The organism is Bacillus sp. FSL K6-0073 (assembly GCF_038006085.1).
Taxonomy (GTDB): domain Bacteria; phylum Bacillota; class Bacilli; order Bacillales; family Bacillaceae_G; genus Bacillus_A; species Bacillus_A cereus.
The window spans coordinates 148,525-166,872 of record NZ_JBBOUN010000002.1 but is presented as its reverse complement, the minus strand read 5'-3'; the positions used below and the strand labels follow the sequence as shown (position 1 = coordinate 166,872).

The window sequence follows — 18,348 nt, the reverse complement described above, 5'->3', positions numbered from 1 at the left end:
TGTACAAGCTCTCCTCGATTTGGGGAGAGCTTCTCTTATACAAGGGAGGAAAAAGAATGAGAAAAGTAACTGTTCCTGTTGATATGACTTCGGAGCAAAAAACACTATTAGGTGTGCTGAGCAAACGCCAATTGATTTATCTATTGGGTGGCGGGGCATCCCTTTATTTATATGTACCATTCTTATGGCGGTTATTTGCACCTATTGATGCGGTAGTAGCATTTTTTATTTGCTTAATTTTAGCACTACCAACGGTAGTAAGTGTAATAGCGTTTGCGTTTATATATAAAGAAAAACAACACATGTATCTAGATAAGTATTTAATTATTAAAATGCGTAGCCGCTCCGAAAAAGGTAAGTGGAGAAAAGGGTACGAGCCAACTACATGGGCAAAGGAGAATCTGTAAATGTTAGAAATGATATATTTTGCGGCGATAGCCATTGTAGGATTTTTCTTTTATCGGAAAATGAATGGAAAACCGCTGTTTGGTTCTAAGAAAAAAGGGAAAAAGCAAGGTGGAGTAGAGAAACACACTACTGAAAAAGCTGGAAAGAAAAATAAAAAAAATATGTCTGCTGAACCGGAAATTGATGAGGATAATGTTGACTTCTTTCGTAATTTTGTAGAAGACATTAAGGAAATCGATAATCATATGATTCGGTATCATGATGACACATTTGTCCTGATTGCGGAAGCACATCCAGTTAACTATTATTTACTTTCCAATATGGAACAAGAAGCGATTGATATCAAAATTGAATCATGGTTAACCACATTAGAGTTTAATACGAAAGTATATATTCAAAGTAAGTTTGTAGATTTAACAGATCCTGTACGAAAAATGACAGAAACGATGAAAGGTGCGAAGGACCTTACACCAGAGACGGTTCTATATGGTCAAGAAGTTATTGATAATTTAGAGTACTGGCAACGTTCGCAACCTCGATATGAACAAAAACGTTATTTAATTTATCCATACAAGGTTGATATTAGTACAATTACGGCTGATACAGAGGACGAGTTAGAAGAAAAGATTGTAGATAAGGCATTTAACGAACTATATCGTCGTTATAATGCATCTCGAAATCTACTATCGAAAGCAAAAATTAATGTAGAAATGTTAACGAAAGATAAATTAATAGAACTTTTATATGTAGCATTTAACCGTCGTAAAGCTATAAAAGCTCGTTTCCAGGACTTAATTGAAAACGAGAATTTCTCCCTCTATTCAACAGGGGAAACGAATGAAAGAAAACTAGAGTTAATGAAGAAAGTGCTAGCGGAAGAAAAGGCAGAAAAATCAAATAACGGGGTGGCGTAAACATGAAGTTGTTCGGAAAAAAGAAAAAGGAAAAGAAAAAAATAGAAGCAGAAGAGAGGGACGAATTGGAGCTAGAGGAGGAAGAGTTGGAAGAAGAGGAAATACCGACGCAATTAGACAATCAAACAACAGTGTTTGATGTTATTGCTCCAGAAGGAATGAAAATTGATGCAGAAGATTATGGGGTCATTAAACAATCTTTAGGAAGTAATACGTTCTTTCGTCCGTTTTATATTCCACGTGATGGGTACCCGCGTATGATGCAAACCAATTGGCTCAACATGTTAACTTCGGCTGGGGAAGTGGATGTCATGATCGATATTCATAAAGAACCAAAAGCTAAAGCAATGCGATCATTAGATATGCAGCTGACGATGTTACGTTCCAATCTTTCTTTCCAACGTACACGAGGAAACATTGACCAAGAAAAAGACTTAGATGCAAAAATTCAAGATACAAACAATTTAATGGATGAAATCCAGTTCAATGAAAACGACTCCTATATGGTGAGTACAATGGGTGTTGCTTACGCAGAATCAAAGAAAGAATTGGACGTTTTATGTGAGTATATTGAAGATGAAATGCAAGCATCTCACTTTAAGATAGCAAGTACTTGGAACCGTGTGAAGAGTGGTTTGAAAGCTACTATGCCATTAGGTGCACCAAATACACTGCAAGATACCTATCGAAATATCGATAGACGTGCGTTATGTACGTTTGCACCATTTGTATCAGGATCGGGGAGATTTAATGGTGGCATACCAATAGGAAAGAATAAAATTACTGGGCAAGTAGAATTTTTAAATTCATTTGGTAATGCAGATTATCGCCCGCCAAACTATAACATTGGTGTAACAGGGATCTCAGGTTCCGGAAAAAGTTTACTTTTAAAAATGAAATTAGCTCGTGAAACGTCACTTGCAGATACGCATGCAATGATTATCGATCCAGAAGGAGAATTCGTAAAAATTACAAAACGTCTAGGTGGTATTAATTTAAATATTTCACCTGAAAGTAATATCATTATCAATCCTTGTGCAATCGCTGTAACAGAACTTCAGATTACGGATAAAGATGAAGAGCTAGAAGCACTTGAACAATATGATAAGAAAGAACTTGTAGAGCGTGATGGCATGAAGTATGTGAGATTTGTACCAATTTTAGAGAAAATCAATGAAATACTAGGTTTCTTTGACATTATTATTCGCGGGCAAGACTTTGATCAACCAGGATTAAATGTATTCCAACGTACTATGCTAGAAGATGCAATCCGTGAAGTGTTTGATAAACATGGTATTACTTCACATCCTTCCTCTTTATATACAGATGAAGTGAAGAAAGTGGATGGACAGTTAATTCAGTCTCAAGTGAGAAAGCCAGAGCCAGAGTTAAAAGAAATCTATGATGTCATAGTAGAACATCATGGAGACGATGTAAAAGCAGAAGAGTTAATTGCTGCGATTCGACCATTCTTACGCGATGGTTCAAAACCATTATTTGATGGACAAAGTCATTTTGGTCGTGGTGTGGAAACACAGTTAAATGAATCACGCGTTGTTAATTTTAACATTAGTCATTTAGAGGAGGGGTTTTTAAAACCAATCGCTTTCCACGTTATCTTGAACTATATTTGGGAGCATTGGATTAAGAGTCCAGAACACGCTATCAAGCGAAAAGTATTATATGTTGATGAGATGTGGCAGTTTATCGACTATGAACAAACGGTTAACTTCTTGGAAAAAGTAGCACGTCGTTCACGTAAAAGAAATGCCGGTATGTGTTGGGCAAGTCAGGACTTTGTTCGTATTTTAGAAAATGTAAAAGCTCGTGGTATCTTGCAATCTACTTTCTCTTATTTCTTCTTAGAACAAAATAAAATTGATAAGAAAAAGATCCAGGAGAACTTTAACTTAACTGCTGGGGAGCTTGATATTATTCTCAACAACCCTGGAAAAGGAGAAGGGATTTTCCGTGTCGGAGATAGTTCGGTTTGGATTCAAACTGATCCATCTGACAAAGAAATGATGTTCATTGAATCAAATGAAGCGGTACTACAAGAGCTTTTAAACAATATGAAGAAAGTACAAGGTTACGCAGGATAATGGCGTACTCTTAAAAAGGAAGGTGAAATTATGCTTGAGAAAATAGTAGAGTGGGTCGGAGGCTTAATTATTGCTATAGTAAAGGCTTTTCTTAGTCCGGTGTATGCAACTTTGGATCCGCTGCCAGTTTTAGTGTTTGGAGGAGAGGGAACAGAAGGAAAGGGGACAAACTTAGATTTCTTATTTTCAGGTAATTCTCTAACCAAAGTATTAGACACAGGCATGCCTGTCATGTTCAAGCTTGTTGCTTTTTGTGTCCTTGTCAGTGTAGTTATTACGGCGGCAAAATATTCGGCAACAGCTATTAATCCAAATAATAGAACAGCATTAATAGAGTATGCGAAGGATTTGATGATCATTTCAATTTTTCTTTGGCACCTCGATTACTTCTATACACTCATATTTGAAATCAATTCTTGGATAATAATAGAGTTTAGAGACGCTGTTAATGTAGCAAGTGGGGGGAATTTTGATCCAGATAAGGGTACTAAATTTCTACAACCTGGATTTGGTGGGGCTGGACTTACCATTACTGAGCTGGGTTTGAAAGGTCATGAAAATGACTATATGTTTATTATATTTGGTTTGTTTATAGAAGCTGGTCTCATCGTCTGGGCAAACTTTTACTACTTAATGCGAGCGGTGTCACTATACGTTTTAATGTTAATTGGTCCGTTAATGGTAGGCATGTGGCTATTTCCACAAAAGAAACAACAGACATTATATTGGATACGTGAATTTATAGGAGCGGTGTTCATACAAGCAATTCATGCGATTACCTTATGGCTCATTATTTCTTTAATTGGAGCAGCAAATAGTCCGTTAATCAAATTAATTTTACTTGCTATGTTTATCCCAATAGGTGAGATTGTAAAAAGTTTTATTGGCCTTAGTACCAATGCATCAGGTGGCATTCATAGAGCAGGTACGATGATGGGTATGGGTGCTTTAGCAAGTGTGGCTGGACTCGTTAAAGGTGTTCGTGATGACTACCGTAATTCAAAAGCAAAACCTGATGATAAAGGGGATAAAGAAAAGACAAAAGAAGATGCTGATAACCCGAAAGATGCATTAGGAGCGAATTTAGGGACAGATGTTGGTACAACATCTCGTGCAGCTCGTATGTTAAAAGCTGGTCAAATTGGAAGTTCAATTGGTAAAGCGGCTGGTGGACTTGCAGGTATGACAGCAGGAGCTGGTCTTGGACCAGAAGGAATGGCAATAGGGACATTTGCTGGCAGTAAAGCGGGCGGATTTACTGGTGCAGTTACTGGAAGATCTGCTGCTGCAGTTGGCGAAGGGGCTGTAGCCTTAGGAAAACATATTGGTTCGAGTGTAAAGAAGGGTGCGGATACGTATTCAAATTTAAATGACAAATCTTATCCAGAACTAACCGATGAAGATATTGCACAGGATTTAGCTACAAAAGATTTTGAAAATTGGAAAGCGGATAATCCCGATTCTGCAGTTGCAAGTCGCTTAAAACAAGCATTCCCTAGTGCTTCCGATGCAGAGATTGCTAAAAAAGTAGCGAAAACAAATAATAATCAGATGTCTCGTTTCTCAAATCAGCGGAAACAAGATTTACAAAATATGAAGAAAACCGCTACACCATATGGAAATGCTAGAGAGTTAGTTAACGCTGCAACGAATGCATTCCAAAAGGGGTATGAGGCAGACCATAAAGATACGTTTATGAGTCAGTTACCAGAAAATATGTCAGCAGAAGAGAAAGAGAAACACTGGAGCGACCATCTGAACACAAAAGTACAAGGATTTAGAAACCACGCAGAACAGGCGGCAACAAAAGCGGGAGCTATGCCAGTTGATGCGAAGGATAAGCAAGGAAATAATCTGTTTGATAAATCCTGTGTGAATAAAGATGCGTTTGCTTCTCGACTTGCATTAGGAAAAGTCGGAAAAGCAGTCGAGGATGTAAAAGGAGAAACGTTAGAAAGTGGCCATCAAAATATGGGACAAGTAGGTGCCCTTGTCGGTGCTTCTACTGCTGCATTTAAGAAAGCGTATAGTGCAGACCATAAGGCTGGATTTATGAAACAATTCCCGGCAGATATGCCGCAACAAGAAAAAGAAGCAGCATGGAATAAGCATTTAGATCAAAAAGTACAAGGATTTCAAAATCATGCGCAACAAGCGGCGGAATCAGCTGGTATTGTACAGCAAAAAGACGGTACAAACTATGCGAATAAAGAAGCTTTCGCTTCTCATTTATCACAACAGTTACAAAAAGATCCTGGTTTAAATGCTATGGGTGTATCTAGTGTGGCAGGCATTCAGAAGGCAGTCAACGGTGTGAAAACGCACGGTTTGACAAGTGGAACAGGAAGCCAGCAAGCAAAACAAGTAAGTAATGTTGGGAACCTGATACAAGCCTCTACAGAATCCTTTAAACAAGGCTATGCAGCAGAACAACAGGCAAGCTTTATGAAAAACTTGTCTCCAACTATGTCTCAACCACAAAAAGAGCAAGCTTGGCAGTCGCACCTGAATGAAAAAGGAAATGAATTTAAAGCAGTCGCACAACAAGCGGCAGTACAAGCGGGAGCGATGCCCGTACAGGCAAAAGATACGAGTGGTAAGAGTCTACATAATCAATCGTATATTAGTAAAGATGCCTTTACTTCGCAATTAACGAAAGGTTTACAAAGCCATGCAAGTCTTAGAACGGTGAGCCAACAAGTAGGTTCTGGAATTACTAGTGCGATTCAAGGTGTTCGTTCACATGGTGTTGCGACGGGTGGCGCAATTAATAAAGCTGTATATGCAGCGACACAAACCCAAGCGAGTATAGCACGTGCAGGAGATCTTTCCGTTGCGGAAATTGAACGTTCTTATGCAGATGCATCAACAAGTGTAGCAAATATTGCACAAAGTGCTGGTAAAATGTCTATCCCAACTTCTGCAGTGGGACGTATGACACAGCAAAGTACAAAACTTGGCATGAGTGTAATAGAAGGTGCGAAACACCTTATGCTTGCGGATCGCATTGATACGGTATCAAATGCATACTTTAGTGCTGCGAGTGTTGTACAACAATCCGGAGGGAATGCAGTACAAAGAGTGATAAGTGGGACTACTGCTGCTGTTAATACATCATTAGGTGGGAATGCAGCAGAGCGTCACTATAATGTGACAAAAGGCTTAAGTTACGCTGCAGGTGTTATTGGTGGTGCGGGCGCTTATCAAGCAACTGCACGTATGGTAAGTAAACATAATCCGTATAACAGTGCAGTTCGTACAGAAGCAAAAGAGATTCAGGAAATTCAACAGATGGTACCGACAACACCAGATCATACAGGCGCGCAATCGGTTGTAAAAGGTGCCGTACGTCTTGTGACGACAAATAATAAATCTTGGATTGAAGCAAAAGACGCTAGTGGTATGACGCAAGTTGTATCTCGTTATGGTAGTGGAGATAGCAGTATACGATCTGGACAAGTCGTATATCAGGACTTAAATATTTCAGATGGACAATTAACGCAGTATCGTAATGGTGCGAAAGCATCTCCGGCTTATATACAAGATTCAACTGGTGGAAAAATCAATATCAATCGCTCGATCAATGTAAATCCAAATCAATTAGTAGGAAACCAAAATCAAAGACCGTTACAACAGAAACCGGTATTTAATGAACCACCACTTACGGTCAATCACAAAGTAGACAATGGTCACTTCTATATGTCTGATTTAGACCAAGGTGGCTATAAGAATGTACAAATGGTTGTAGAAAGAGATCGTAGTTACATGGTTGCAACAACAACAGACGGTACAGTGTCACGTATTTCGCCATTCGGAAAAGGAGATACGCGTTTACAAGCAAACCAAAGGATAGAAAGAGCTTGTGAAGTGAAAGACAGTAGTATTAAGCCAAGAGAAGAAATCTTAGTAACACAAACACAGGAAGAAGTAGTCCGTACAGAGACGCATTTAAATTTATCAGAACATGACCCACAAAATCTGATTCCATTTGCGCCAAACCCTCGCTTAGCACAGCGAAGAGGAAGAAATTCTCAAAATGGAAAATATGGTGTGATAAGTCTATGAGTCAAAATCCTAACGATCCAAATGAACAGAAAAAAAGTAATCCTTTAAAAGATGTAGCTTCCCACTTTATTAAGAAAAAAGGGATGCAAGCGCGTGGGAAGATGGCAAAATTGGCAGGAAAAGCAGGAAAGGCGGCAGCGAAAGCTGCTGCCAAAATGCTAAAAGCAGGTATATTAAAAATTGTGGGTGCTGTTGTGGCAGCGGTTGGAGTACCTGCCGCTTTGATTATGGGAGTAATTATTGCTGTGTGTGTGATTTTAGTCTCTTTTGTACCTTTTACCGATGATGAAGGTAAGACAGAGGAACAAGTAAAAAAATATATGGAAGTCTCAATGGCTCTGAATGTGGATTGGAAAGAGGTTGTCGCCTTTGACATGGCGCGATATGATAATGATTTAACTGGTAAAGATCCGCATGATGCTATATCATATTTCTTGGATATCCAATATGAAGAATATACAGAAAAAGAGGTATGCGAGGCAGGACCGAATGGTCCTTGCGAAAAAAAGAAAAAGGAGATGCAAAAAACAAAATCTGAAAGTTACTCCGGACCAGATGTAAAAAAGATATTAGGAGATACAGATTTTAAGAAAAAAATAGATGAGATTAATGCGAGTGGAAGTAAAAAAGTGACAACATCTTCTCATGGGCTAGAGAAAGCGATGGAACTCGCAAAGTTTAGTAAAAGTCAAAAAGAGCGTGCGCGTGAGATATTAGAAGCCGGGATGTTAGAAGGTATGTATGGACATCTTGCTCCTACTACTGGTGGATATATTGGTGGTATGTGTGTAGGTGCTGTGAGTCCAGGTGGAGAACCTGTCAATATCAATGAAAAGGTAACAGGTTACCTTCCTAAAATTAAAGAGATGGCGGAAAAACATGGGGTTGCTCAATATGTTGGTATTCTCGCGGCCCAAATGATGCAGGAGTCAGCTGGAGCGGGAAATGACCCAATGCAAGCATCGGAAGGGCAGTATGGAGATATGAGTTCATCTTGTATAGGTGTAAAAGGAAATGCTCGTGTAGGGTGTATTAAAGATCCCAATATTTCTATAGAAGCAGGTGTACGGGAATTTAAAGATGTACTAGGAAAAGCGAATGGTGACATTGCTCTCGCCTTGCAGTCTTACAATTTTGGTGAAGGTTTTATTAGTTATGCTTTAGCAAAGGGTGGCTATTCAGAAGAAACAGCCATTGAATTCTCAAGAAGTAAGAATCATTTAAATCCAGATGGTTGCTCCGATCCGAATAACTTCAGGACAAAGGTTAATGCGTGCTATGGGGATTACGTGCGCCCATAAGGGGACAAGGAAAAACGGTGATTGCAAGCCGTTAGGTTAACCTTAAATGACCTAGTATCACTTGGTTTACCTTGGAGGGAAACTGAAGGGGGACAACAGCATGCCAAGAAAGCCGTAAGTTGGTTAAGCATCAAGCCACGACTGAACGGCGAGATATAAAATACGAATAAGGATAAAAGCTAGACTGCTTGAACGATAGCACAAGGGAGGCTACCGTAACTAATCTCGGAAGATGCTTACAAACGAGATTTAACAGATGTCATGAGGATAGTGAATGTCATCCTACATGAATAAGGTCATCTGTTGCCCGCTTCTATATGGAAGAAACGTGTGAACGTCGTATCCGAAATTGTATGTGCAAGTTCCTTGTCTACTAAATGGGGATTGCCTAAGTCAGAACGCCCAAATGGCTATTAAGGATAACTTCAAGACCCAACAGTCAAGAAGTATGGCTTATGAATATCTGATATGGCAACGGAGCCTTCATAGTAGTCAGAGCTAGGGAAAGCCTAGTACAAGGCGAAGGAAGGCAGTCTGTTAGCTTATTACCAAATTGGGGAGGTGCGAAAGGCACTATGCAATGTCCAAAAGTAGTATTAAGCAATCTGCGAAAGAAGAGTCTTGATAAAAAGTATCAATATACAAGACTCTATCGAAATCTTTACAATCCAGATTTCTTTTTACTGGCATACAATAATCTAAGTAAAAACGATGGCGCATTAACTATGGGAGTAGACCAAAGGTCTATTGATGGATTTTCTATGGAAGAAGTAGAACAGCTCATTGAAGTGCTGAGAAACAAGCGTTATCAACCCTATCCGTCCAAAAGAGTTTATATACCGAAGAAAAATGGTAAGAAAAGACCCTTAGGAATACCAAGCTTCTGTGACAAATTAGTGCAAGAAGTTATTCGTATGATTTTAGAAGCAATCTATGAACCGAATTTTTCCACTTCTTCACACGCGTACCGGAAAAATAAAAGTTGTCATAGCGCTCTATTAGAAATAAAGCGTACTTTTACAGGAAGTAAATGGTTCATAGAAGGAGATATTCGGGGTTTCTTTGATAACATTGAACATCATACTTTAGTGGAGATTCTGCGAAGAAAAATCTCCGATGAAAACTTCATAGAACTCATTTGGAAGTTCTTACGTGCGGGGTATTTAGACGAGTGGAAGTTTCACAACACATATAGTGGAGCTCCACAGGGTGGTATTATCAGTCCGATACTCTCAAATATTTACCTTAATGAATTGGACGTATATATGGAATGTTTTAAGAACAACTTCAATCAGGGAAAGAGACGAAAGAAAAATCCTGAATATGAAAACGTGCGAAGTAAAATGCGTAGGCTTGAGAAGAAAATTGATAATACCAATGAACATGATGATTCTGATAGTATCGAAAACTGGAAAGAAGAAGTGAAGGTACTGAAGAAAAAGCTGAAACAAATGCCTTACAGCGATCAAATGGACAATGAATATAGAAGACTTACCTATGTAAGATATGCAGATGACTTCTTGATAGGAATTATCGGTTCAAAAAAGGATGCCCAACATGTAAAAGAAGAAATAGCAAAATTTCTCAAAGATAAGTTGAAATTGGAACTGTCCATGGAAAAAACGTTAATAACAAATGCATCAAATAAACAAGCCCAGTTTCTTGGATATGAAATCAAGATATTCAAAAGCCAAGCAATTCGTACGGATAAATTAGGTAGAAAAATAAGATTGTTAAATGGCAAAGTCCAATTAAAAATGCCACATAAAGCATGGGTAAATAAGTTACAAAAGTACCAAGCCATCCAAATGAGTGCCAACGGCACTTGGAAGCCTAAACCAAGAAATTACTTTCAACGAAATGAAGACTTAGAGATTGTTTCCCAGTATAACAGTGAAATACGTGGATTGTATAACTATTATCGACTAGCCGAGAACGTGAGTAATCATATGCATAGGTTCACTTACTTCATGTTTTATTCGATGTTGAAAACATTCGCTACGAAATATAGAAAGCGTACCAAACATATTCGGAAAAAGTACATGAAAAATGGACGCTTTACAGTGGAATATGAAACAAAAAGAGGAATAAAACAAATCCACTTTATCGAGCGCAATTTTCCGAGAATAAACGGAATTTCTAAAGAGCAAACAGATGTTGTGCAAAATACTAGATACACAATGAGTACAACAAGGCTCTCAGACCGAATAAAAGCAGAAACGTGCGAATCATGTGGACGAAGCAATACAACCATACACATGCATCACGTTAAAAGGTTGAAAAATCTTCGGGCAAAGTCGAATAAATCATATCTCGAACAACAAATGATAGCGAGAAATCGTAAAACAATCGCTCTTTGTAAGGAGTGTCATTTAAAAAGACACAAAGGCGAGATATAAAAATGCAGATGACAGATGGAGAGCCGGATACATGGAGACATGTAAGTCCGGTTCGGAGAGGAGCATTTGGAAACCTATCACAGAAACGTGGAAAGGCGCTGGGTGCTTACTCTACACGTACGTTTCTAAAGTTTTGAAATATTACAAAGATTTAGGCTGCGTGGCGGATGTATCTGGTGAATGGATTTCTGATAAAGGTTGGAAATGGCCAACGAAATCAGGGCGTATTACAGGTACATTTGATGAAATTCATGCTAGCAAACCGCATAATGCTGTAGATATTGGGGCCATGACCGCCGGAAAACCAGGAGACCCCGTATGGTCGATGGAAGCTGGTATGGTTACGGATAAAACAGGAAATGTAAACAACGGTGGTTTAGGAGTCTATGTTGACCATGGAAATGGCATTGTATCCCGTTACTTACATTTAAGTAAAATCCTAGTTGCACCAGGAACTATGGTAACAAAAGGACAGATTATTGGGGAAATGGGGGGGTCTAACTATGTTGGTGGTGTTCTTAATATGTTTGGATACGCTGTCCATTTAGATTTTCAAATTCGTATTAATGACCAGCCAACGGATCCAATGAAATTCTTTAAGAAAAATGATGATCCAGGGTTATCATCAGGTGGTGCTCCTACAATGACAAATGCTAAACGACAAAAGGTAATAGAAGAAGCAAAAAAATGGCTTGGGCAAGGGAAAGTGAGCTATGTATCCGGTGCTAGAAATCCAGCTGCAGGTAGTGCAGATTGTTCTGGATTTACACAGTATGTGTTTAAAACCAGTATAGGTGTCCAGCTAGGAGATTGGACAGGTGCTCAAATTGGACAAGGAAAACAGGTGCCAGATATCGGTCGTGCACAACCAGGAGATTTAATTTTCTATGAAAATCCTAACCATGTATCTATTTATTTAGGAGATCAGAAAATGATTCATATTGGTGATAATAAGGGTGTACAAATTACAGGTCTAAACTATACGGCAAGAGGACAACATATGACGCAAATCCGTAATGTTATAGACTGATAAGGGATGAGAGTAGATGAAAAAAATAATCAACATTTTATCCAATATGCCTCGTAAGTACTTGGTCATATTAGGAATGATTGTACTAGTGGTAGGTGTTGCTACCTATAATACTATTCATCGTTACATGATGCAATCTCAAGTACAAGAGGAAGAGCAAGTAAATCAAGATGAAATTGAGATGCTTGGAGATAAGCCAAAGGGATTTGATACAAAAGAAGAGGAATATATCGCAAAGACAAAAACTGTAGAGGATTTACTACGAAAAATTTCTAATAGTAGTTATGATGTCCCATATTTGTTTACAAAGGCTGGATTTGGTATTGAACCAATGAAAATGACAAGTAATGAACGTATGCTTGCTACAGAAGCTGTTCAACGATATTTCCTAAATGGGGATAAGTTTTACAATGCACGAATTACCAAAATTGAACGTGGGAAAAAAGTAGATACGTTTCATATTGAAGTTTTAATTCAACAGGTAAACTTTTTAGAACCACGACAATTTAAAGTGCAGGTAAACAAATATGCACAAATTGTAACACCAATTGCACAAATTCCACATGGTCAAGAAGAAGTGCCTGTGGATTAAGAGAAAAGCGAGGGTTGTGGATGTAAAGCACAACCCTTTATAAAATTTAAAGAAGTTTTGTTTTTGTTTGGGTAATGGATATTTGTTAGTAGAAAATTAGTAAAAGTAGATTGTGAGATAATTCCTATGAAGGAAAGAATTACTTTAGCGTAAAGAAACCTTTCCGAAGTGTAATAAAAAATATGATGTTTTTATGTTTTATAATTTTACAAATTTGGAGTAAAATTTCCGTATGATGGTAAACACCTGAAGAAGAAGGGTGATGAATTTAATAATATGAATACTACTAATATACATAAATCGGCCTATGTCATTCTTATTTATTTTATTATGAATCAATTTGTAGGAATAATAGGTGTGCAGTTATTAGCTAAGACAGGTTGGTATGATATTCATGGGAATCAAGAACAAGCGATTCAACAGATTTTGGTACATTGGGAGCTAATTGGGTTTCTACTTATATTAATTATCATTTTTAATGTATATAAAGAAAAAAAGATTTATAAATATATACTGTCAATTAAATTATCAAAAACCTCATGTGGATGGATTCTAGTTGGAATTGTTTTAGTTTTCCTTGCACAGATAATTGGTAGTTTTTTAGATAAAAGTTTATTCCAAATTTCTACGCAATCAGAAAACACATCTAGTACAGTTGCAGCTGCATCAATTTCACCTATTGCAATTATATCAATTGTAATTCTTGCCCCATTGGTAGAGGAACTGGTATTCCGATATGCTACTATGAATATTTTAATGAAGAAATTTAAAGAAGTAGGGAGTATTGTAATCAGTGCATTGTTTTTTGCAATAATGCATTTTGACTTCCCATTTATATTTGGTTATTTTTTTATTGGTTGTGTATTGGCCTTTGTATATAAACAATCAAAACAATTATTAGTTTCTTATATAGTACATGCTATGATGAATTTTATTGTATTGATGATTCATATTATGCGAGTATGATTTTGATCTACTATATAATATTTTTGTAATGAGATATGTCTTGAGAAAATAATAGATGATAGATTTATATTCTTAGCAAAAATTAAAAAAGAATGCCATTTTCTTTAAATAGAAAGGCATTCTTTTTTTGTGTTATTATTTGGAAATTATTATTTGAATTGTTTTTCTTAGTAAAACCAGAATTAACCAGAAGATATTCAGTATCAGCTATTAAAAATGTATAGCTTTAAAAATAGATCAATTCCCTGAATATTCCATAAAATCTTTATAAAATTTACAAATATTCCAATTAGAAGAAATATATGTTAAAGTTTTTCTTAGTTAGATATGATAAAAATTTTAAGGATTATTGTAGAAAAGAGCAGAAATTTAAGGGCTTAATAATTGTATGAAAAATAAAAAACAAGGAGGATACTATGGATTCAATTCTAGAAGGGCATAGGAAATTTTTTAGGTTTCCTAAAAGTTTAGATGTAGGAGAATATATAGAAAACTTTTATATAGATACAATGAATACGTGCAAATTACATGATATTTTGAAAAAACATCTCTTAATTCTATTTTATAGTACGTCATGTGAAGGATGCTTACCTTCCATGGAAGCGCTCGATAAATTTTTAACTAAAGATTCATCATTAAATGTTCTTATTTTAATCGATACAAGCCCAGAAAACTTTGAATATATCAAATCCACATTTGAAGGTAGAGCTTTAGTATCTTTATGTAATAAAGATAAGATGAAGAAAGAGTTTAAAGTTAATGGTGTCCCTAGAACGTATTTTGTCAATGAACTAGGACAAGTATTATATGCAGAAATAGGCTATCAAGATAATATGTTTGAAGATATTATAACTAAATTTAAATGTATTATAGAATATTAAGGAGGACTCCAGAATGATAAAAGGGTTTAAAGAAATGTTTCAAAAACATAGAGTGCCACCTCAATCTAATACAAATTATTTAACAGTGGGTAAAATATTACCTGAAAATTTAATGAATATTTCAAATAAGAGTCCTTGGCTACTAGGGGCAATTTCTTTAAGCTGTATGAAATGTATTGATTTACTCCCGAAAATATCAGAGATAGCAAATTCATATAAAGGAGAGTTTGTATTAGTAACTGATGGATCTATTGAAGATATTGATGAGATAAAAGATTACTTTGGGTTTGAATTTAATATAATCTCCTTTGGTGATGAATTGATTGATGAAGGTGGCTTTCAGGAAACGCCAAGTTTTTGTCTAATAGATGAAAATAACAGGATAACTGCTATGAGAGTAATTGATGATATAGAAAATGCAGTTGAACTTCTTTCTATCCTAGAAGGTGAGTCAAATTAATATTCTATCGTCGTGTATCGACTTGAGTATAGCATTTCTATTTTTTGCATCTTTCTACATGAAAAGTTATTCTATCCATGGTTTAAAATGTGATTTAATTTTATATAATATTTTACCATTAAAATCTATACTATTTTTTAGTTATATGGTACTAATTTTAGAATTGTGCATTTTTATCACGTTTGTATTAAATATATATTATCCATATAAGGAAATAGGTACTATTGCTTTAATGATTGTTTTTATATTGTTAATTTCCAGAAAAAAACATTTATATAAGCTAGAGAAAACAAGTTGTAGCTGTTTTGGTAAGATGCAGTTTATGAATAAGTCTCCAATTGCAAGAAATTCAATCATCGTAATATTATTAATAATAAAATTATTGTTACCTTTCTCTTTTCGAACATTAGAAATAAGTTTATTCTTAGGGCTACTTAGTGTATATACTGTGCTATTGTACAATCTCATATCTTTAAAAAATTATGATAGGGAAAGATTAAACTATGGCTATAAATCTGATGTTAGTAATTAGTGGTTTAATAGCATGTATACTTATTGTTTATGCACATTATTATAACAAACGGATACATATGCAAGAAAAATATGAAATAGATAATTTAGTTGATAGTTTGCACATAGCAGAGATGGAGGAATATCATATTCTTTTTCTGAGCTATGATAATTATTATTTTAAGAATATCGATAAACTTCTAGAAACAATTGATGAAAAATATGTTGTTATATTAACAGCACCGATTTGGCTATACAAAAGAAAAGTTAAGCACTGGAGAAATCATATGGTAATCAATAGTACAGATGTGGAAAGTAGTATAGATTATTTTAAAAGGTATGAATATATAAAATATCAGAAATATAGTAAAAATTTACTCAAAAATGATAGCGCTTACTTTTCGTTGATTTGTATAAATAAGGAGAGAAAAGTATGAAGAATAATATTTCATGTCAAATTTTAATAGCAGAAAATATAATGTTTGATCCAAAAGAAAAAAAGCATACTGCTTATAATATCCTAAATAAAATTACTGTTCCTATACTTCCGGCTTCTGTTATTACATCAGTTTTATTCAAATTTCAATTTTCTGAAGCAGATGAATTGGAGGAAATTAATAACAAAATCCTTGTATATAATTCTAACGAGGAAATTGTTTATAGTGGTCAACTACCAAAATTAAAAAATCTTCGAGATAACAGAATGACTCCTGGTATTGATGGCGTAATAGAAATAAGATTTCCAGTTATGGAGAGTGGCAAATACGAATATGTGGTCTATAGCAATAATCAAAAGATTTTTACATATCCACTTTTTATTGATGTTATTCAAACAGAAGAGAAGGACAGGGAATTGTATAAAAAATAGATTGTAATAGTATGTGTAATGTAAAAATTGATTGCAAGGAAAAATATATTTAGTAGTTTTATAATTCAGTAGTTTGCAGAAAATGAAAAACTTAATTATGAAAGACCAACTATGAGAAGTCAAGGAGGATTTTTTATATAAATAGGGGGTGTTTCTCTAAAAAAGGGCGTATCAAATAAACCTAAGGATTTTCAAAAAAATGAGAAGTTCATGTTTCTGTTGTGTGTGGTGGAATTTCATAAGGTTTATTGCTTTTAAGAATGGCATAGATAATGTAACACAGCTTTCTAGCTACGGCTCCTATACAAACATAGTAGTGCTTTCCTTGTTTTCGTTTCTTTTCATAAAAGGCTTTTAATACAGGGTCATGTTTATGAGCTGTAATAGCCGCCTGGAATAAGGCTCTACGCAAATGAGAAGAGCCACGTTTGGATATAGACGTACCTGAGGATTCAAATTGCCCAGATTGGGACACAGAGGCATCGATGCCTGCGTATGCGACAAGTTTAGATGGTTTGTCAAAGCGGTGTATATCCCCAATTTCACTTAGTATAGTGGCACCTAAAATCGGTCCAACGCCAGGTATTGTCATGATAGGAGTATCTAAATCAATTAAAAGTTGTGACATTTCTTCTTCACACTCTTTGATTTGATCTTCGATAAAACGAATTTGCTCCATCAACATTTTTAGTTGAAAGGAAAAAGCGTTTTTACAGAAAGTAACACCAAACGAATTAGAGGCTAATTCCATTAGTTTGTTGGCTGTTTTCTTCCCAAGTCGGTTACGACTGGTTTGCTCAATTATTTGTGTTAAATCATCAATAGATATCTGTTCATAGTCACTAGGAGAGGAATATTCAAGTAAGATTTGTGAAGAAGTTTTACCAAAAACATCCGAAAAGATGCTTTGGTACTCTGGGAAAGTCTGATCTAATACGACAAGAGCTTTTCTTTTTAAATCACTCATATTACTTACAAGCGCATTACGAAAGCGGCTCATTTGTTTTAGAGCGAACATTTTCTCGTCCACAAGTGGAGTTTCAACAAAACGGCCGAATCGAATGATATCGGCAATCATAGTGGCATCAATGGCGTCTGTTTTCCGCTTTCTAATTTCTGTTCCTTTTCGCCAGGCATTGGTTTGAATTGGATTTAATACAACGACTGAGAAGCCATGATCCAGTAGAAAAGAATAAATGGCTAACCAATAATGTCCTGTTGCCTCCATTCCAATCATTATTTCTGTAGGAGACTCAATGTATCGGTACATCCAATTTAATAGTGCTTGTCCACCTTCTTTGTGATTCTGAAAGGGAAATGGCTTAGTAATAGGTTTTCCAGTTTGATCGATAATGGACGCATAATGTTTATGTTTAGCGATATCAATACCTAAATAGAACATAGCTTACACCCCTATTTTAATCAGTGTTAGATAGTGTTGTCCTCCTCTGAACTAATAAGCGCTACTACCTCGTAAGAGATACGAAGAATGACCAATGGTCATCAACATCCAACTCATTCGTAAACTACTTATTAGACAGAGGTACCATTCTTTCAACCGAATACAAAGATTCAAGGAGGTGGTCGGCAACACTCTATCTACAAATTTAAGTATCTCATAAAAATAGATACTCTTGGGTTTATAGGTACATCCCGTCCCTAAAAAACCTAACTTAATCATACGAGGAGGTGAAAAAGATGGCGCCATGTCAATATCTTTTCGAGTTTTGTGCTGGTGATTGTGGTAATGGAAGACAGTTAAAGTGGAAAAAGTATGTGTGTGATGATGGAAATAAAGATGTTTATGTAGGATGTTGTTAATTGTTTACTTCCATAGATTGTACTGGTAAGT

General features: G+C 35.9%; 14 protein-coding genes and 2 pseudogenes. 15 read left to right on the top strand and 1 reads right to left on the bottom strand.

Annotated elements, in window-relative coordinates; all coding sequences use genetic code 11:
• Positions 1–56 precede the first annotated feature (56 nt).
• From MHB52_RS28850 to MHB52_RS28785, 14 genes and pseudogenes are all read left to right on the top strand, one after another.
• Complete coding sequence (locus MHB52_RS28850) at positions 57–407, top strand: PrgI family protein (RefSeq protein ID WP_001233534.1); 351 nt, start codon at positions 57–59, stop codon at positions 405–407.
• Entirely contained in the window at positions 408–1,322 is a 915-nt protein-coding gene (locus tag MHB52_RS28845; protein WP_061662886.1) for a hypothetical protein, read from the top strand.
• A 2-nt stretch (positions 1,323–1,324) separates the two neighbouring features.
• Entirely contained in the window at positions 1,325–3,424 is a 2,100-nt protein-coding gene (locus MHB52_RS28840) for a VirB4 family type IV secretion system protein (RefSeq protein WP_061662885.1), read from the top strand.
• Positions 3,425–3,454: 30 nt separating this feature from the next.
• On the top strand, positions 3,455–7,489 hold the full coding sequence (locus tag MHB52_RS28835) for a hypothetical protein (RefSeq protein ID WP_061662884.1): 4,035 nt from the start codon (positions 3,455–3,457) through the stop codon (positions 7,487–7,489).
• Positions 7,486–8,778, top strand: a pseudogene (locus MHB52_RS28830) (lysozyme family protein); the annotation flags it as partial. The gene MHB52_RS28835 and the pseudogene MHB52_RS28830, both read left to right, overlap by 4 nt.
• A 587-nt stretch (positions 8,779–9,365) precedes the next feature.
• Positions 9,366–11,189: a reverse transcriptase domain-containing protein gene (locus MHB52_RS28825; protein ID WP_061663082.1), complete on the top strand. Its 1,824-nt coding sequence runs from the start codon at positions 9,366–9,368 to the stop codon at positions 11,187–11,189.
• 112 nt (positions 11,190–11,301) lie between these two features.
• Positions 11,302–12,219, top strand: a pseudogene (locus MHB52_RS28820) (NlpC/P60 family protein); the annotation flags it as partial.
• A gap of 16 nt (positions 12,220–12,235) precedes the next feature.
• Positions 12,236–12,811, top strand: a complete 576-nt coding sequence (locus tag MHB52_RS28815; RefSeq protein WP_061663083.1) for a hypothetical protein — start codon at positions 12,236–12,238, stop codon at positions 12,809–12,811.
• A 276-nt stretch (positions 12,812–13,087) separates the two neighbouring features.
• The gene (locus tag MHB52_RS28810) at positions 13,088–13,777 is read left to right on the top strand and encodes a CPBP family intramembrane glutamic endopeptidase (RefSeq protein ID WP_061663084.1); all 690 of its coding nucleotides are present in this window, start codon (positions 13,088–13,090) and stop codon (positions 13,775–13,777) included.
• A 416-nt stretch (positions 13,778–14,193) separates the two neighbouring features.
• Positions 14,194–14,658 carry a TlpA family protein disulfide reductase gene (locus tag MHB52_RS28805; RefSeq protein WP_061663085.1) on the top strand — a complete coding sequence of 155 codons (465 nt, stop codon included), beginning with the start codon at positions 14,194–14,196 and terminating at the stop codon, positions 14,656–14,658.
• A gap of 13 nt (positions 14,659–14,671) precedes the next feature.
• On the top strand, positions 14,672–15,118 hold the full coding sequence (locus tag MHB52_RS28800) for a hypothetical protein (protein ID WP_000589595.1): 447 nt from the start codon (positions 14,672–14,674) through the stop codon (positions 15,116–15,118).
• Complete coding sequence (locus MHB52_RS28795; protein ID WP_340768286.1) at positions 15,105–15,650, top strand: MauE/DoxX family redox-associated membrane protein; 546 nt, start codon at positions 15,105–15,107, stop codon at positions 15,648–15,650. The genes MHB52_RS28800 and MHB52_RS28795 overlap by 14 nt, the downstream gene beginning before the upstream one ends.
• Complete coding sequence (locus MHB52_RS28790; RefSeq protein WP_061663086.1) at positions 15,622–16,065, top strand: hypothetical protein; 444 nt, start codon at positions 15,622–15,624, stop codon at positions 16,063–16,065. Before MHB52_RS28795 ends, MHB52_RS28790 begins: the two co-directional genes overlap by 29 nt.
• Positions 16,062–16,496: a hypothetical protein gene (locus MHB52_RS28785; protein ID WP_000794393.1), complete on the top strand. Its 435-nt coding sequence runs from the start codon at positions 16,062–16,064 to the stop codon at positions 16,494–16,496. Before MHB52_RS28790 ends, MHB52_RS28785 begins: the two co-directional genes overlap by 4 nt.
• Before the next feature lie 208 nt (positions 16,497–16,704).
• On the opposite strand, the gene MHB52_RS28780 is transcribed toward MHB52_RS28785, so the two are convergent.
• The gene (locus MHB52_RS28780) at positions 16,705–17,898 is read right to left on the bottom strand and encodes an IS110-like element ISBth13 family transposase (protein ID WP_061663050.1); all 1,194 of its coding nucleotides are present in this window, start codon (positions 17,896–17,898) and stop codon (positions 16,705–16,707) included.
• Between the two features lie 296 nt (positions 17,899–18,194).
• On the opposite strand from MHB52_RS28780, the gene MHB52_RS28775 reads away from it, so the two are divergent.
• Positions 18,195–18,317, top strand: a complete 123-nt coding sequence (locus MHB52_RS28775; protein WP_000035098.1) for a hypothetical protein — start codon at positions 18,195–18,197, stop codon at positions 18,315–18,317.
• The last annotated feature ends 31 nt before the right edge of the window (positions 18,318–18,348 follow it).

What these genes read in the sequence shown, in the direction of transcription:
- MHB52_RS28850 (WP_001233534.1), top strand. Translation starts at nt 57, where the DNA reads ATGAGAAAAGTAACTGTTCCTGTTGATATGACTTCGGAGCAAAAAACA.
- MHB52_RS28845 (WP_061662886.1), top strand. Translation starts at nt 408, where the DNA reads ATGTTAGAAATGATATATTTTGCGGCGATAGCCATTGTAGGATTTTTC.
- MHB52_RS28840 (WP_061662885.1), top strand. Translation starts at nt 1,325, where the DNA reads ATGAAGTTGTTCGGAAAAAAGAAAAAGGAAAAGAAAAAAATAGAAGCA.
- MHB52_RS28835 (WP_061662884.1), top strand. Translation starts at nt 3,455, where the DNA reads ATGCTTGAGAAAATAGTAGAGTGGGTCGGAGGCTTAATTATTGCTATA.
- MHB52_RS28825 (WP_061663082.1), top strand. Translation starts at nt 9,366, where the DNA reads ATGCAATGTCCAAAAGTAGTATTAAGCAATCTGCGAAAGAAGAGTCTT.
- MHB52_RS28815 (WP_061663083.1), top strand. Translation starts at nt 12,236, where the DNA reads ATGAAAAAAATAATCAACATTTTATCCAATATGCCTCGTAAGTACTTG.
- MHB52_RS28810 (WP_061663084.1), top strand. Translation starts at nt 13,088, where the DNA reads ATGAATACTACTAATATACATAAATCGGCCTATGTCATTCTTATTTAT.
- MHB52_RS28805 (WP_061663085.1), top strand. Translation starts at nt 14,194, where the DNA reads ATGGATTCAATTCTAGAAGGGCATAGGAAATTTTTTAGGTTTCCTAAA.
- MHB52_RS28800 (WP_000589595.1), top strand. Translation starts at nt 14,672, where the DNA reads ATGATAAAAGGGTTTAAAGAAATGTTTCAAAAACATAGAGTGCCACCT.
- MHB52_RS28790 (WP_061663086.1), top strand. Translation starts at nt 15,622, where the DNA reads ATGGCTATAAATCTGATGTTAGTAATTAGTGGTTTAATAGCATGTATA.
- MHB52_RS28785 (WP_000794393.1), top strand. Translation starts at nt 16,062, where the DNA reads ATGAAGAATAATATTTCATGTCAAATTTTAATAGCAGAAAATATAATG.
- MHB52_RS28780 (WP_061663050.1), bottom strand. Translation starts at nt 17,898, where the DNA reads ATGTTCTATTTAGGTATTGATATCGCTAAACATAAACATTATGCGTCC.
- MHB52_RS28775 (WP_000035098.1), top strand. Translation starts at nt 18,195, where the DNA reads ATGGCGCCATGTCAATATCTTTTCGAGTTTTGTGCTGGTGATTGTGGT.